This is a genomic window from Paraburkholderia sp. RCC_158 (assembly GCF_041355255.1).
In the GTDB taxonomy this organism is placed as follows: Bacteria; Pseudomonadota; Gammaproteobacteria; order Burkholderiales; family Burkholderiaceae; genus Paraburkholderia; species Paraburkholderia graminis.
Window position 1 is genome coordinate 853,941 of record NZ_JBFUPM010000001.1, and the last position, 14,902, is coordinate 868,842.

Genomic DNA, 14,902 nt, shown 5'->3' on the forward strand with positions numbered 1-14,902 from the left:
AAATTGTTATGCGGTCGCATCACGGCAATAGCTGACGCAAACACGCTTCGCGAGAGCCTGTCACGGCTCTCCAGTATCATTGCACCCTTCCACCATCCCCACCGCCCTGGAGCCTCTCGTGCCCGCGCGTTTGTTCCGCTCCGCGAAAGCCGACCGTAACCGTTTCATTGCGCTCTACATCAGCATGGCCATTGGCTTGCTCGTCGCAGCCGGTCTGTTCGTGTACGAAGCGAAGATCATTGTCGCCGACGGTCTGCGCGACGAGGAAGCGTTCGCCGTGCTCGGCGCCGCGAATCGCGTGCTGCACGATCTCGAGAACGCGGAGACCGGCCAGCGCGGCTATCTGCTCACCGGCGATGAAGCCTACCTCGTGCCCTATCGCCAGGGCATTCGCGATCTCGACGACACCGTTTTGCGTTTGCAGCAGACAGCAGGCAGCGACGAAAAATCGCTCGAACTCGTGCGCCGTGTCGAGCATGCGAAGACCGACAAGGTGGTCGAACTCGCGCGCACCATCGAACTGGCTCGCAGCGGGAATCGTGTGGCCGCCATCCAGCTCGTGCAGACCAACGAAGGCAAGGCGTATATGGATGGCCTGCGCCAGGACCTCGGCGAACTGCTGAACGAGTGGCGCGAAAGACGCAAGGTCGCCACGCAGGATGCGCATCGGCGCCTCGTGTTCGGCAGCGCCGCGCTCGTTGCCATTGCCGTGCTCGTGTGCTGCCTGATGGGTTACACGGTGTATGTCCAGCGTCGTGCGTTCGCGAGGGTGCACGCGTATTCGAACATGCTCGATCAACAGGCCGCGCAGGATACGCTGACGGGACTTCCGAACCGCCGCCGGCTGCTGTCCGCCATCGACGCGCTCTCGGGCAACGAGGCCGAGTCGCGCCGAATCGCGCTTCTGTACCTCGACATAGACGGCTTCAAGAAGGTCAACGACGCGATGGGCCATAGCGCCGGCGACGTGTTGCTGCGTCGGCTTGCAGAATCGCTGCGGGCCGCGACGCGGCAGAGCGACATGCTCGCTCGTGTCGGCGGCGATGAGTTCGTGCTGCTCGCAACCGATTGCGGCGACGACGCCCAATTGCGTGAACTGGCCGAGCGTCTTGTCTCAGGTGTGCGAGCAATCGGCGACAAGGAGTACGGCGGCCGTTTTGCGATTGGCGTGAGTATCGGCATCGCCACGTTTCCCGACAGAGTGCAGAGCATCGCGGGCTTGCTCGACGTCGCCGATGCCGCCATGTACGCGGCCAAACGCAGCGGGCGTTCGACCTATAGCTTCGGCAGTTCGCCGGCTGCGGGGCTGTCGAATGTAATCAAGCTGACGCGATAACGTATCGCGTGAGTCCGCACGTTGCTTGCGGATATCGCCAAAGGTGAGCCGTTCCAGGATGGTGAGGAATTCCAGGAGACGGCATCACCATCGACGTCTTCAAATCCAAAGGTGAGATGTTCCAGGAGATGACGCGACGCGTGCAATGGTGAGTCGTCCCAGGATTCACGCCGCACCTTTGATGCATTTCACCCGACAGCGTGCGTAAAGGTGAGGAGTTCCAGGAGGTCGCCGCAAAGGTGAGATCGTGGATGAGTCCAGTACTGTGCGCGACGCAGTGGCTGGTTTTCTTTCGGAACCGGAACGGTCTCGGCATCGACATGAGCGATGCATGGCAAAGCATCAAGGTCGTTGATCAGCGACGTAGACACGCCGGATATAGCCGGCCTCACGATGGTCGAAAAAATTCGCGGGAGCTCGCGAACAAGACCGTCAACGTCATCATGCTCACAACCGAAAGCAGCCCGGCAATGAAAGAACGCCGCAAGGCTGCGGCGTCAAGGGCTCGATCGTGAAGCCGTTCAAGGGCGACGCGGTGCTGGAGACGTTTCATAAGCTCGCGAACTGACGCTTGCGCGCCACGCCGTCAAAGGTGAGGGTTTTCGGGAGTGGTTCGGCGGGCGAGTTCCGCGCTTGATTCGCACGCGTTATCGTCGCGGAAATGGGCGAAATCCGCTAAATGTCCGCCTGGTGCGGGGGCCAAAGCTGTGTCGTCCCGGGGCTTCATCCGCTCTAAGGTGAGGGAATTCGGGAGCACTTCGACGCTGCGGCGATCCGTGAGCGAATCGAACGCGTGCGCCTCACCGTCCATCGAGCTGGACGGTTCGCTGCGCGCGAGTCGTTTTTTCACCGCACCCCGCATCGACGTCTTACCTGGGTATCCCGATCATTCGCGCGCTTCTAAAGGTGAGAGTTTTCGGGATTCGCCTCTTTCGGGGTCGTCGGCCCACGCCCAGCATGGCTTTGCGGGCGGTCCGCAAGCGCTTAAGGTGAGGGTTTTCGGGAGATGTGAAACTGCTCCCTCCGGCCCACGCTCCGATAGCTGCGTGCCAAAGGTGAGGCTTTTCGGGAGCCCGCTGTTCTTGCGCAGGTGGCGATGCAAGCCGCAGCAGCAGCGCGGTAAAACCACTGCATATCAAGCGCAATTCGCGCGACGCGCCGCTGCAAAAAGCACACGAATCATCGCCGCGCGGGTCCAAAGGTGAGACTTTTCAGGAGCCACGATAGTGACTGCGCATCAACAGCGCATCACGCCCGCTTCCCAACCTCGCGAATATCAGCCACCGGCGTTTCACCAAATGCATCGCTGAACGCATAGTCGAGCAATTGAGCCGCAGCTTGCTCGGGCGTCGAAAGCTGACCGTTGCGCTTCAAGTCCTCGAACTTCTCACGCATTGGAAACTGTTCGACGCCGGTGCTGCGGATCTCCGCCTGCATGTTCGTATCGATGACGCCCGGCGCGAGACTGCAAATACGCAGCGCGCGAGTGGCATCGAGTGCGACGGCGCGCGCATGATGGTCCAGCGCGGCCTTCGTCGCGCAGTAGATGCTCCAGCCGGCGTAAGCGTTGCGCGCCGCGCCGCTCGAAATATGCATGATGCGCCGGTCGCTTACGTTGGAGCTTGCCGCGGCGAGCGCGCTTGCGAGCATCAACGGCGTGGCGACGTTCAGGCTCACAGCCCTGGCAATGGCCGCTGCGTCCTGCGCGTCGATTGGACCGATTGGCTGCACCATGCCCGCGTTGTTGATCAGCAGCACAGTGTGCGCGCCGCTGACGAATGCCCGCAGTGCATTGGTCGCCGTCCATTGCGCAACACGCGACGTATCGGCGAGTTCGAGTTCGATTTCGTCGAGCAGCGCGGGAAAGCGCTGTTTCAGCGACGCATGACGCGAGCGTGAGAGACCGAGCACCGCGACATCGCGCTCAAGCAGTTGCGCGGCGAGCGCCGCACCGAGGCCGCGCGTATGGCCGGTGACGATCGCGCGAATGGGAGAAGAGGGATTCATGTCGTTCCTTGAAGATAGCTCATGCAGGCCGTTATCTTCTCACGCATGTTTCGCACGCGCAGCGGCGCCGCTCGCGCGCTTTCAGGCCGCGCGAAAGCGCTCGCGGTATTGCATCGGCGTGACGCCGATTCTCTTCACGAAAACGATCCGCATGCGATCCGCGGTGCCGAAACCGCAATCGTAGGCAATCGCTTTCAGCGCGGCGCCGCTGCTTTCCAGCAGCTTGCGCGCGGCATCGACACGCGCGCGCTCGACGAATTCATGCGGCGTCACGCCGGTTTCCTGCACGAACACGCGCGCGAAATTGCGTGAGCTCATGCCGGCGACATCGGCGAGTTGCTTGACTGTAAAACTCTCGTGAATGCGCTCCATCACATGCGCCTGGACTTTTGCAACCGGCGATGTTTCGTCGACGGGCGCCGTGAGATACGGACTGAATTGCGACTGTCCGCCCTGGCGCTGTGCGAACACGACGAGCCGCTTTGCCACCGCGAGCGCGATATGCGCGCCGTGATCTTCGGCGACGAGCGCGAGCGACAGATCGATGCCCGCAGTCACGCCCGCGGAAGTGACCAGTTGCCCGTCGCGCAGATAAATGCGGTCGTAGTCGACGCGCGCTTTCGGAAACTGCGCGGCGAGTTGGGCCGCGTGCTGCCAATGCGTCGTGACGTTGCGCGCGTCGAGCAGACCGGCATGGCCGAGCGCGAAAGCGCCCGTGCAGATGGAGCCGTAACGGCCGCATTGCGGCGCGATGTTGGTCAACCAGTCGAGCAAGGATGCCTCGGGCGGAGCGCCTTCGGGCAGCGCGGGGCCGCCCGCGACTAACGCGAGGTCGAACGGTTTGCGAGCGCGCGCGAAGACGGCGTCGGCGATCAGCGTCATGCCGTTGGACGCGCGCAGCGGTGCTTGTTGCGCGCTCAGCAGCGTGACTTCGTAGCGCGCGTCCGGCGCGATGAAGCGGTTCGCTTCTGAGAAGACGTCGACGGGACCGGCGACGTCGAGCGCCTGCACGCCAGCAAAGATCGCGATCGCGACGGTGGGCATCGAATGATTCCTTTCACGATAAGCAAACCGCGGCAGTCAACGCCGTGCGATTGGCAGCGTTCGACGGCCTCGCGAAAGCACGTTGGCCAATACGCGAAAACGCGGTGGCCCAGCATACCAAACGCGCTTTGACGCTGCATGGCGAGCGCAAACAGTCTCGCATACTCGTCGCGCAAGCAATGATTCACGCGCCGCATATGGGATGATTAGCCACTGACCGAACTTCCGGCGCCGCGCCATGGTGATTAAAAACCTTCTCCGCAAGCTCGACCTGACCACGCTTCAACTGTTTCTCGCCGTCTACGAGGAAGGCACGCTTACGCGTGCCGCGGAGCGCGAGGCCATTGCCGTTTCCGCTGCGAGCAAGCGGCTGCTCGAACTGGAACAGGCCGTGGGCGCGACGCTCTTTCAGCGCAACGCGCGCGGCATGACGCTAACGCCGGCCGGCGAAACGCTGCTGCATCATGCGCGGCGCGTGATGCGCGACATCGAAAATATCGGCATCGAACTGGCTGGGCATGCGAGCGGCGTACGCGGTTATGTGCGGATGATGGCGAACCTGTCTGCCATCGTCGAATTTTTGCCTGAAGATTTGCGCGCGTTCCAGTTGCTGCATGAGCGCGTGAAGCTCGACCTCGAAGAGCGGCCGAGCGGCGGCGTCGTCGAAGCGGTGGACGATAGCCTCGCCGATCTCGGCATCTGTTCCGCCGATGCCGACACGCGCGAGTTGCACGTCGAGCACTATCGCCGCGATTCGCTGGTGCTCGTGATGCGCGACGATCATCCGCTCGCCGCGCGCACGAGCGTGGCGTTTGCCGAAACGCTCGACGGCGATCACGTCGGCCTGCACGCCGCGAGTTCGATCAATGCGCGAACGCATATCGCCGCGCGCGTCGCCGGCAAGCCGTTGCGCTTGCGCATCCACGTGCCGGGCTTCGACGCCGTTTGCCGGATGGTGCAGGCGGGAATGGGCGTCGGCGTGTTGCCGCGCAAAGTCTATGAACTCATGGGACGGCCGCTCGGGCTCGTCGGCGCGCCGCTCGAAGACGACTGGTCGGAGCGCAGCCTCGTGCTGGTCGTGCGCGATGTCGATGCGCTCTCGCCCGTGAGCCGTTTGCTGTTCGATCATCTGCGTTCGATAGAAGCCTCCGAAGCCACGCAAACGCCGGCGGCATGAATCTGCAACCGCGTCTTTCTGCATAGCGCTCGAGAGTTTGAGCGTTCGCCGTTCGCGAACGGTCGTTGGCGAATTGCGGTTGGACGCCGCCGCCGCACGCCTGCAAGCTGTCTCCCAACAGAAAACCACTTCGGAGACAGCACATGGGTGGACCCCTTCAAGGTATCCGCGTCGTTGAAATCGGAACGCTGATCGCCGCGCCGTTTGCCGCGCGCCTGATGGCCGAGTTCGGCGCGGACGTCGTCAAGATCGAAGCGCCGCAAACCGGCGACCCGCTGCGCAAATGGCGCAAGCTGCACGAAGGCACGTCGCTCTGGTGGTATCTGCAGTCGCGCAACAAGAAGTCGGTGTGCGTGAATCTGAAGTCGCCGGAGGGTGTCGAGATCGTGAAGCGGCTCGCGGCCGAGGCCGATGTCGTCATCGAAAACCTGCGTCCTGGTGCGCTCGAAAAGCTCGGCATCGGCTGGGACGTGCTGCATGCGATCAATCCGAAGCTGACGATGGTGCGTATCTCCGGCTATGGCCAGTCGGGTCCATACCGTGACCGTCCGGGGTTCGGCGCGATCGGTGAAGCGATGGGCGGCATTCGCTACACGACGGGCGAGGTGGACGGCGCGCCGGCGCGCGTCGGCGTGAGTCTCGGCGATTCGCTCGCGTCGCTGCATGGCGTGATCGGCGCATTGATGTCGCTGCTGCGTGTGAAGACAGGGCAGGGCGACGGGCAAGTGGTCGACGTGTCGCTCGTCGAAAGCGTTTTCAATCTGATGGAAAGTCTCGTCCCCGAATACGATCTGCTCGGCCACGTTCGCGAGCGAAGCGGCGGGGCGCTGCCTGGCATCGCGCCGTCCAACACCTATCCCACTGAAGACGATGGCTATGTCGTGATCGCCGGCAACAGCGATCCGATTTTCCGGCGCCTCATGCAGGTGATCGGCCGCGCCGACCTCGCCGACGATCCCGCGCTCGCGCACAACGACGGCCGCGCCAAACACTGCGCGATGCTCGACGAGGCGATCGCCGCATGGACCTCGCATCATTCCACCAACGACGTGCTGGCCGCGCTCGAACGCGCCGAAGTGCCGGCGGGGCGCATCTATTCCGTCGCGGACATCGTCGCCGATCCGCACTACCAGGCGCGCGACATGTTGTTGCAGGCACAACTGCCGGGCGGCGCCTCGGTGAAGATGCCGGGCATCGTGCCGAAGCTGTCGGAGACGCCAGGCGAGGTGCGCTGGCAAGGCCCCGCGCTCGGTGAACATACGGGAAGCGTGCTGAGCGAACTCGGCTTCGCGAGTGAAGAGATCGAGCGGCTGCGCCGCGAAGGAGCCGTGCAATGACACATGCAACGACACATGCAACGAACGGTGCAACGAACCGCGAATTGAACTCACAAGTCGCCGACAAGCTCATCGTGCAGGAAGTCGCGCCGCGCGACGGCTTGCAGATCGAACCGACGTGGGTCGACACCGCCGACAAAATCCAATTGATCAACGCGCTCTCGACGGCGGGCTTCACGCGCATCGAGGCCGGCTCGTTCGTATCGCCGAAAGCCATTCCTGCGTTGCGCGACGGCGAGGCCGTGTTCCAGCAGATCGAGCGGCGCGCGGGCGTGATCTACGTCGCGCTCGTGCCGAATCTCAAGGGCGCCGAGCGCGCGCTCGCGGCGAAGGCGGACGAACTGAATCTCGTGATGTCCGCGAGTCAGACGCACAACCGCGCCAACATGCGCATGAGCTGCGAGTCGTCGCTGGCGGCGTTTGGCGACATCGTGCGTCACGTGAAGGGCGCGGGCGTGCTGTTGAACGCATCGGTCGCGACGGCGTTCGGCTGTCCGTTCGAAGGCACGATCGACGAGGACCGCGTGGTCCGCATTGTCGATACGTATCGCGAGATGGGCATTGAGGGCATCACGCTCGCCGATACGACGGGCATGGCTAATCCGCGCCAGGTGACGCGGCTCGTCGAGCGAGTGCTGCAACGCGTGCCGTCGTCGGCGCTCACGCTGCATTTTCACAATACACGCGGACTTGGGCTCGCCAATGTACTGGCCGCCTATGAAGCCGGCGCGCGCCGCTTCGATGCCGCGTTGGGCGGTCTCGGCGGATGCCCGTTTGCGCCCGGTGCGTCGGGCAACATCTGCACTGAGGACCTCGTGAATCTGTGCGACGAAATGGGTATTCCCACGGGAATCGACCTCGAGAAACTGCTCGCGCTGTCGCGAGCGTTGCCGGCCTTGCTGGGCCACGACGTGCCCGGGCAAGTGGCGAAGGCGGGACGCAATCGCGACCTGCATCCCGTGCCGGACTACGTGCTGCAAATCTGACTTTCCCTGATCCACTAAACGACCGGACGGCGCAGCCGAATCCGGCATTGGAGACGAATCATGAGTGACCTCGGCGCAATCGCAACCGGCGGCCGTGAACAGAGCGCGGACGGCGCGGCGGCCATCATCCGAAAAGTGGCATGGCGGCTGATGCCGCTCATCATGATCTGCTATCTGTTTGCGTTCTTCGACCGCATCAACATCAGCTTCGCGAAGTTTCAGTTGCAAAGCGATCTCGGCTTGTCGGACACCGCATATGGTCTTGGCGCGAGTTTGTTCGTGATCGGCTATGTGCTGTTCGAGGTGCCGAGCAATCTGTTCCTCTACAAGGTCGGTGCGCGGCGCTGGATTGCGCGCATCATGATTTCGTGGGGACTCGCGACCGCGGCGATGGTGTTCGTCAACACCGAATGGCAGTTTTACGGCCTGCGCTTTCTGATCGGCGCGATGGAAGCCGGCTTCGCGCCGGGCGTGCTGTACTACCTCACGCTGTGGTTTCCGCCGAGCTATCGCGGACGCATTACGTCGATGCTGTTTCTCGCGTCGGCGTTTTCGGGGCTGGTCGGCGCGCCGCTGGCGGGGCTTGTGATCGGCCATATGAACGGCGTGCTTGGCATGCCGGGATGGCACTGGCTGTTCCTGCTCGGCGGCCTGCCGTGCGTGCTGCTTGGTTATCTCGTGCTGAAGCTGCTGAAAGATCGCATCGACGATGCGAACTGGCTGTCGCCCGCGGAGAAGTCATTCCTGTCTGAGCAGATTTCGCAGCAGAGCCGTCATCCTGAGACTGGGCATTCGTTCATCGGCGCGATAAAGACGCCGGGATTTCTCACGCTGGGGCTCGTCTATTTTCTGATTCAGGTGGCGTCGTATGGATTGAATTTCTGGGCGCCACATTTGATCCGCGTGGCAGGTACGCATAATCCGACGCTGATCGGTTTGCTGACAGCCGTGCCTTATGTGTGCGGCGCGATCTGCATGGTGGTTGTGGGGCGCTTGTCCGATGCAAGCGGCGAGCGTCGCAAGTTCGTGTTCGGTTTGCTGGTGATGTCGGCGATCGGATTCTTTGCGGCCGGTTTCTTCGACAAACAGACGGGCTTCCTGATCGTCGCGCTTGCGGTGATGGGCGGGGGCGTGGTGGCGTCGATCCCGGCATTCTGGGCATTGCCGCCGAAGCTGGTGACGGGGGCGGGCGCGGCGGGCGGCATCGCGTTGATCAACACGCTCGGACAGCTGGGCGGGATCGTGAGTCCGATCATGGTGGGACGCGTCAGGGATCTGACTGGGAGCACGACGCCGGCTTTGTATGTGATCGGGACGATGAGCGTGATTTGTGCGTTGATTGTGTTGCGGGGGTTGCCGGAGTCGCTTAGGGCCAGGGATGGGGTGCGGTAGGGCGTTTGAGGTGTAGTGCGTTTCTATGTGGGGAGACGCGCACTTTGGTGCGCGTTTGCGCAGTTGGGGCGCGGTGTCCCGCGCCCTGCGCCCTGCTTTGTCCTGCGGTGCCTCAATCAGTGATGCCACTCACGCGCAGTCCTTCGGGGACAAGTATCGGGTGCTCCTTGTAGATGGGGATAAGGGCTTCTTCGAACACCTTGTACATAATCTCGCCCATAGCCCGTTTGAACGCCTGAATCTCGATAGCAGAACAGTTGTCCTGAACGAAGACGACTGCTTCGTCTAGCGCGCCGTTCACTTGCAATAGTCGGTCGCTTACTTGCTGCGCGATCGCTTGATCTTGAATCATAGAGGTCCTGCTCCTTCATGCTTGCGCAGTTGATAAAAATCGAGAACGATACGCTCGAGTTGGCACAATGGGCCCGTAGAACTTCTCGAATCAATTACCGCACGATTTGCCCATGACCTACCGCGCCATTACAGTAACCCTTGACGACATAGGAGGCGTTGTTTTTGAGAAAGACAGGAGTGGCGGCACGGTCGCCACAATGTTTAACGTAACGATCGCTGGACGACGTCAGTACTCCGTGAAGATGGACGGCAAGCCGAGGCTTGAAAGCGGCACGGTAGTGACCGCAGTACTGCGCGACCCGGATAACTGGCAGACACTGGTCGGCTGGCTGGATCACGCGACTGGGCAGATCTGCGGCGTCAATTCGCCCGCAAAGTCTTTGGGTTCGTTTGTCGTTATTGCCGTTATCTCAGCCGCTTTTTCAATTAAGTGGTTGGGTGAAGTCCTCAGTGGAGGCGCCAATACGGTCGGAACCGTCGTTTGCCTTCTCGCGGGTTTGGCGATGAATGCATGGGCGCTCTCCCGTTGGCGGAAGTCAGCGACGGTGTACAAACTGCTGAGGCCATGAAGTTGCATCGCTGCCACTGCGTTGCGCCTGGGGTTTTGCCACCTTCCGGCGCGGAATGGCAGATGTCATCCGTAGGCTATTCGAGACAGCGATTGGGAGAACGGCCGTTTCCCTGCACCGCAGCGGGCGTGCGGGGAAACGTAGGTGAACAAATGTTCGAACGACAGCGAGGAATACATTTTTCCGCGCAGGCCGCGATGAAAGCGTACCAAGGGCAGAGTACTCAAACCCACCCCTCCCTGCCCATACATCACCCGCCTGCAAATTCAGCCATCGCATCAACCACTTGCGCCGACTATAAGAACGTTGTCCACAGCCCTATGAACAATTTACGTGGATAACCCCGCTCCCCCCGCCGCCTCTTCCCGCGACTGAACCTGCAACACCGCATCGCGCTTATCAAGCAGATGCTGCCGAAGAATCGCGCTGAGCTTCTTGCCGTCGCGCGCCTCGAGCGCCTTCAGCATTTCATCGTGATCGTGAATCGCGCGATCCCACTTCGGAATCTGAAAATTCGATCGAAAGCGCAGCGCCTGCAAACGCCGGTTCACCGACACATACGTCTGCCGCAGCGCCGAATTGCGCGCGGCCTCGTTGATCTTGTCGTGAATCGCCTGATTGCGGCTGTAGTACCCGGCCAGATCGTTCTGCGCGCGACAAGCGAGCATTGCGTAATGCAATGCCTTGATCTCGGCGAGCTCGGCCGCCGTCATCCGCTCGGCCGCGAGTTCGCCCGAGAAAGCCTCGAGACCGCTCATCAGTTCAAACGTCTCGCGCAGTTCGGCTTCCGACATCTTCGACACCGACGCGCCGCGATTCGGCGAAATCTCGATTAGCCCTTCAGCGGCCAACACCTTGAGCGCCTCGCGCAACGGCGTGCGTGAAATGCCGAGCGTTTCGCACAACTCGCGCTCGTTCAACTTCTTGCCCGGCTCCAATACGCCTTCGACGATAAACCGGCGAATGTGCTCGACCACCGTGTCGTGCAAACGCTGACGCTCCACTTTCGGCAACACTGCCGAACCCGCCGAACCTGCTTCGATTTCAGAATTTTGCATACAAACGTCCTCAGGTGCCTCTCCAGCGCAATTTTATCGGATCACCGCCGACCGCGATACAGCGCGGGTAAACACCTGTGCCCGCACGCAATTTTCGCCTTTCGCTCGCGCAACTTCGTCTGATATAGTTTTTTGCATGCAAAATTCAATCGGAGGAGCGTAATGCTGAAGTTAGATTTCCATCCCGCTGGCCGTCACTTCCTGCAGATCCCTGGGCCGAGTCCGGTGCCGGATCGCATCCTCCGGGCGATGAGCTATCCCACCATCGACCATCGCGGGCCGGAATTCGGCGAACTGGGTTTGAAGGTGCTCGACGGAATCAAGAAGATCTTCAAGACGCAGCATCCGGTCGTGATTTATCCGGCGTCCGGCACCGGCGCATGGGAAGCGGCGCTCTCGAACACATTGAGTCCCGGCGATCACGTGCTGATGTACGAGACCGGCCATTTCGCGACGCTCTGGAAAAAGATGGCGGAGAGTCTCGGCCTGAAGCCCGAGTTCCTCGGCCTGCCGGGTATCGAAGGATGGCGGCGCGGCGTTCAACCGAACCTGATCGAAGAACGGCTGCGCGCCGACACGCAGCATTCCATCAAGGCAGTGTGCGTCGTGCACAACGAAACGTCGACGGGTGTCACGTCCGACATTGCCGCCGTGCGCCGCGCAATCGACGCCGCGGGCCATCCCGCGCTGTTGCTCGTCGACACGATTTCGGGTCTCGCCTGCGCCGATTATCGCCACGATGAGTGGGGCGTCGACGTGACGGTGTCAGGCTCGCAGAAGGGCTTGATGCTGCCGCCGGGCATCAGCTTCAACGCGATTTCGCCGAAGGGTCTGGCCGCCAGCAAGCAGGCAAAACTGCCGCGCAGCTTTTGGGACTGGAGCGACATCGTCGAGATGAACAAGACCGGCTACTGGCCGTACACGCCGAACACGAATCTGCTCTACGGCCTTCACGAGGCAATCGACATGATTCTCGGCGAAGGGCTCGACAACGTCTTTGCGCGTCACGAGCGTCTTGCCGAGGCGACGCGTCGCGCGGTGCGTGCGTGGGGGCTCCAGATTCAGTGCGCCGATCCTTCCGTGTATAGCCCGGTGCTGACCGGCGTGATGATGCCCGAGGGTATCGACGCCGACGCGGTGCGCAAGCTCATCTACGAACGGTTCGACATGTCGCTCGGCACGGGCCTCGGCAAGATGAAAGGCCGCATGTTCCGCATCGGCCATCTGGGCGATTGCAACGATCTGATGTTGCTCGCCACCTTGGCCGGCTGCGAAATGGGCATGCGGCTCGCGGGCGTGCCGCTCGACGAAAGCGGTCTGCCTGCCGCGATGGACTGGTTGAGCGAGCCGACGCAAGCCTCGGGTTTGAGGGCGGCAGCGTAAGCGAGGCCGCATCAATAACAACAAGCAGGCATCAACGAAGTCAGTTCCGTCATGAAGCCGCGCAGTAGAACGCGGCCCCGAACAATGCGATGGCGAGGCGGCGCGTGCCGTCTCGCGACGACGAAGCGCGCCATCTCAGGAACGCCGTCGATACATGCAAATGGAGAGAGACGATGAAGCGGTTTCGTGTGACCAGTGCGACCAGTATCGTTCTATTGATGCTCTGCATCATGTACTTCATCACTTACCTGGACCGCGTCAACGTCAGTACGGCGGCGGCGGGCTTCGGCAAGGAATTCCATCTTTCGCATACGGAAGTCGGCCTGGTGTTCTCGGCTTTCGCGTATCCGTATCTGCTTTTCCAGATCATCGGCGGATGGGTCAGCGACCGTTTCGGCGCTCGACGCACGCTGCTCGCGTGCGGCGCGGTGTGGGGCATCGCGACCTTGCTGACCGGTTTTGCCGGTGGCCTCATCTCGCTGCTGGCAGCGCGCGTGCTGCTCGGTTTCGGTGAAGGCGCGACCTTTCCGGCGGCGACATCCGCGATGGCGCGCTGGGTCGCGAAAGAAAAACGCGGTTTCGCGCAGGGCATCACGCATGCGGCGTCGCGCGTCGGCAATGCGGTCGCGCCCGGCATCGTCGTACTCGTGATGGCGAACTGGGGATGGCGCGAATCGTTCTACATCTGCGGTGCGTTCAGTCTGTTGTGGGTCGTCGTGTGGGCTTTGACGTTCACCGAGCATCCGAAAGACCATCCGCGTATCACGAAGGAAGAACTCGAAGTGCTGCCCGCGCCGAAAGCAAAGTCGGCGGGCGTGCCCTGGAGCAAGCTGTTTCGCCGCATGGCGCCGGTCACGATCGTCTACTTCTGCTACGGCTGGACACTGTGGCTGTTCCTGAGCTGGATTCCGCAGTACTTCCTGCACAGCTATCACCTGGAATTGAAGAAGTCGGCGATCTTCGCTTCGGCCGTGTTTCTCGCGGGTGTCGTCGGCGACACGCTCGGCGGCATCGTGACCGACTTCATCTATACGCGCACGGGGAGCCTGAAGCGCGCGCGTAGCTGGATGGTGTCGGTGTGCATGTTCTTCTGCCTGCTGTCGCTGATTCCGCTGATGTTCACGCACCACCTGTATCTGTCGATGGCGTGTCTCGCGTCGGGCTTCTTCTTCGCCGAAATGACGATTGGACCGATGTGGGCGATTCCGATGGACATCGCGCCGGACGCCTCGGGCACCGCGAGCGGCATGATGAACACGGGCTCGGCGCTCGCGGCGATCATCTCGCCAGTGGTGGGCGGCTTCCTGATCGACTATTTCGGCAGTTGGGAATTGCCGTTCGTCGGCAGCATGCTGTTGATGGCGCTCGGTGTCGTGCTCGCGTTCCGCATGCAGCCGGAAAGCAAGTTCGCAGGCAATGCCGCGGACAAGGGGCAGGTTTCCACCAGCATGGGCGTGTGAGCGATGCTCAAGTCCCCTCACGCCGACGCAATGAAGCCCGGCGCCTCGCCCCTTAGCCGCCTGCTTGCCGATGCCCGCCACGATCATGCGACGCTCGGCAAGCCGCAGCCCAACCTCACGCCCGCCGACGCCGACGCGGCCTATGCGATCCAGCACGAGATTCTGGCGATCGGCGGCGCGCGCATCGGCGGCTGGAAGATCGGCGCCAAGTCGCCAACGGGCCCGATCCAGGGTGCGCCGCTGCCGCGCATCGACTTGCATTCCGACGGCTCCACGTTGCCGCGCGCGGCCTTTGCACCGTTGGGGCTGGAACTCGAAATCGCCTTTCGCTTCGGCCGCCGCTTCGAGCCTTCGGCAACGCCTTATAGCGAGGCCGACGTGCACGCGGCAATCGGTTCGTTCGGCGCGACGATTGAAATTGTCGCGAGCCGTTTCGCCGCGTGGCCCGACATCGACAAGCTCGCGCAACTCGCGGATTTGCAGAACTTTGGCGCGCTGATCGTCGGCGAATTCATGCCGTATCACGACGATTTTCCGTTTGCCTCGCCTGCGCTGCGCTTCGATTTCAACGGACGCGATGTCGTCGAACTGACGCCCGCCAACCCGGCCGGCGATCCGCGCCGCTTGCTCACGTGGCTCGTCAATCACGCGACATCGCGCGGCATTGCGGTGACGCCGGACATGGTCGTCACCACGGGTTCATACACCGGCATGTTCTTCCCGCGAAGCGCGGGCCTCGCGCACGGACGCATCGAAGGACTGCCGTCCGTGAGCGTCACGTTGTACTGAACCTTCGCGC

At 62.2% G+C, this 14,902-nt stretch carries 13 protein-coding genes and 1 pseudogene; 10 read left to right on the forward strand and 4 right to left on the reverse strand.

Annotated elements, in window-relative coordinates:
• Positions 1-118: 118 nt before the first annotated feature.
• Complete coding sequence (locus AB6809_RS03895; RefSeq protein ID WP_307260388.1) at positions 119-1,336, forward strand: diguanylate cyclase domain-containing protein; 1,218 nt, start codon at positions 119-121, stop codon at positions 1,334-1,336.
• Between the two features lie 244 nt (positions 1,337-1,580).
• Positions 1,581-1,904: pseudogene (locus tag AB6809_RS03900) on the forward strand (response regulator).
• Between the two features lie 680 nt (positions 1,905-2,584).
• Here the strand turns inward: AB6809_RS03900 and AB6809_RS03905 are convergent.
• Both AB6809_RS03905 and AB6809_RS03910 read right to left on the reverse strand, forming a co-directional pair.
• Positions 2,585-3,343, reverse strand: a complete 759-nt coding sequence (locus AB6809_RS03905) for an SDR family oxidoreductase (RefSeq protein WP_029967306.1) — start codon at positions 3,341-3,343, stop codon at positions 2,585-2,587.
• A gap of 81 nt (positions 3,344-3,424) precedes the next feature.
• A complete protein-coding gene (locus AB6809_RS03910; RefSeq protein ID WP_029967308.1) occupies positions 3,425-4,387 on the reverse strand; it encodes a GlxA family transcriptional regulator in 963 nt (320 codons plus the stop codon).
• Positions 4,388-4,625: 238 nt separating this feature from the next.
• On the opposite strand from AB6809_RS03910, the gene AB6809_RS03915 reads away from it, so the two are divergent.
• From AB6809_RS03915 to AB6809_RS03930, 4 genes are all read left to right on the forward strand, one after another.
• Positions 4,626-5,564: a LysR family transcriptional regulator gene (locus tag AB6809_RS03915; protein ID WP_006047476.1), complete on the forward strand. Its 939-nt coding sequence runs from the start codon at positions 4,626-4,628 to the stop codon at positions 5,562-5,564.
• A gap of 143 nt (positions 5,565-5,707) precedes the next feature.
• Positions 5,708-6,901: a CaiB/BaiF CoA-transferase family protein gene (locus tag AB6809_RS03920; RefSeq protein WP_029967310.1), complete on the forward strand. Its 1,194-nt coding sequence runs from the start codon at positions 5,708-5,710 to the stop codon at positions 6,899-6,901.
• On the forward strand, positions 6,898-7,887 hold the full coding sequence (locus AB6809_RS03925; RefSeq protein WP_307260394.1) for a hydroxymethylglutaryl-CoA lyase: 990 nt from the start codon (positions 6,898-6,900) through the stop codon (positions 7,885-7,887). Before AB6809_RS03920 ends, AB6809_RS03925 begins: the two co-directional genes overlap by 4 nt.
• Before the next feature lie 60 nt (positions 7,888-7,947).
• Complete coding sequence (locus AB6809_RS03930) at positions 7,948-9,279, forward strand: MFS transporter (RefSeq protein ID WP_029967314.1); 1,332 nt, start codon at positions 7,948-7,950, stop codon at positions 9,277-9,279.
• 112 nt (positions 9,280-9,391) lie between these two features.
• On the opposite strand, the gene AB6809_RS03935 is transcribed toward AB6809_RS03930, so the two are convergent.
• Entirely contained in the window at positions 9,392-9,631 is a 240-nt protein-coding gene (locus tag AB6809_RS03935) for a hypothetical protein (RefSeq protein ID WP_029967316.1), read from the reverse strand.
• Between the two features lie 112 nt (positions 9,632-9,743).
• On the opposite strand from AB6809_RS03935, the gene AB6809_RS03940 reads away from it, so the two are divergent.
• Complete coding sequence (locus AB6809_RS03940) at positions 9,744-10,202, forward strand: hypothetical protein (protein WP_307260399.1); 459 nt, start codon at positions 9,744-9,746, stop codon at positions 10,200-10,202.
• A 329-nt stretch (positions 10,203-10,531) separates the two neighbouring features.
• Here the strand turns inward: AB6809_RS03940 and AB6809_RS03945 are convergent, their stop codons facing one another.
• A complete protein-coding gene (locus AB6809_RS03945) occupies positions 10,532-11,260 on the reverse strand; it encodes a GntR family transcriptional regulator (RefSeq protein ID WP_006047482.1) in 729 nt (242 codons plus the stop codon).
• Positions 11,261-11,422: 162 nt separating this feature from the next.
• Between AB6809_RS03945 and AB6809_RS03950 the strand changes: the two genes are divergently transcribed.
• The 3 genes from AB6809_RS03950 (at position 11,423) to AB6809_RS03960 (ending at position 14,892) form a co-directional block, all read left to right on the forward strand.
• A complete protein-coding gene (locus AB6809_RS03950) occupies positions 11,423-12,643 on the forward strand; it encodes an aminotransferase class V-fold PLP-dependent enzyme (protein ID WP_029967319.1) in 1,221 nt (406 codons plus the stop codon).
• Positions 12,644-12,816: 173 nt separating this feature from the next.
• On the forward strand, positions 12,817-14,103 hold the full coding sequence (locus AB6809_RS03955) for an MFS transporter (protein ID WP_029967320.1): 1,287 nt from the start codon (positions 12,817-12,819) through the stop codon (positions 14,101-14,103).
• Between the two features lie 3 nt (positions 14,104-14,106).
• Positions 14,107-14,892, forward strand: coding sequence for a 2-keto-4-pentenoate hydratase (locus AB6809_RS03960; protein ID WP_051153901.1), 786 nt, complete (start codon positions 14,107-14,109; stop codon positions 14,890-14,892).
• Positions 14,893-14,902: the final 10 nt, after the last annotated feature.

Bases quoted from the DNA above. Each gene is read 5' to 3' on its own strand.
- AB6809_RS03950 (WP_029967319.1), top strand. From the start codon at position 11,423: ATGCTGAAGTTAGATTTCCATCCCGCTGGCCGTCACTTCCTGCAGATC.
- AB6809_RS03935 (WP_029967316.1), bottom strand. From the start codon at position 9,631: ATGATTCAAGATCAAGCGATCGCGCAGCAAGTAAGCGACCGACTATTG.
- AB6809_RS03940 (WP_307260399.1), top strand. From the start codon at position 9,744: ATGACCTACCGCGCCATTACAGTAACCCTTGACGACATAGGAGGCGTT.
- AB6809_RS03905 (WP_029967306.1), bottom strand. From the start codon at position 3,343: ATGAATCCCTCTTCTCCCATTCGCGCGATCGTCACCGGCCATACGCGC.
- AB6809_RS03960 (WP_051153901.1), top strand. From the start codon at position 14,107: ATGCTCAAGTCCCCTCACGCCGACGCAATGAAGCCCGGCGCCTCGCCC.
- AB6809_RS03910 (WP_029967308.1), bottom strand. From the start codon at position 4,387: ATGCCCACCGTCGCGATCGCGATCTTTGCTGGCGTGCAGGCGCTCGAC.
- AB6809_RS03920 (WP_029967310.1), top strand. From the start codon at position 5,708: ATGGGTGGACCCCTTCAAGGTATCCGCGTCGTTGAAATCGGAACGCTG.
- AB6809_RS03930 (WP_029967314.1), top strand. From the start codon at position 7,948: ATGAGTGACCTCGGCGCAATCGCAACCGGCGGCCGTGAACAGAGCGCG.
- AB6809_RS03915 (WP_006047476.1), top strand. From the start codon at position 4,626: ATGGTGATTAAAAACCTTCTCCGCAAGCTCGACCTGACCACGCTTCAA.
- AB6809_RS03955 (WP_029967320.1), top strand. From the start codon at position 12,817: ATGAAGCGGTTTCGTGTGACCAGTGCGACCAGTATCGTTCTATTGATG.
- AB6809_RS03945 (WP_006047482.1), bottom strand. From the start codon at position 11,260: ATGCAAAATTCTGAAATCGAAGCAGGTTCGGCGGGTTCGGCAGTGTTG.
- AB6809_RS03925 (WP_307260394.1), top strand. From the start codon at position 6,898: ATGACACATGCAACGACACATGCAACGAACGGTGCAACGAACCGCGAA.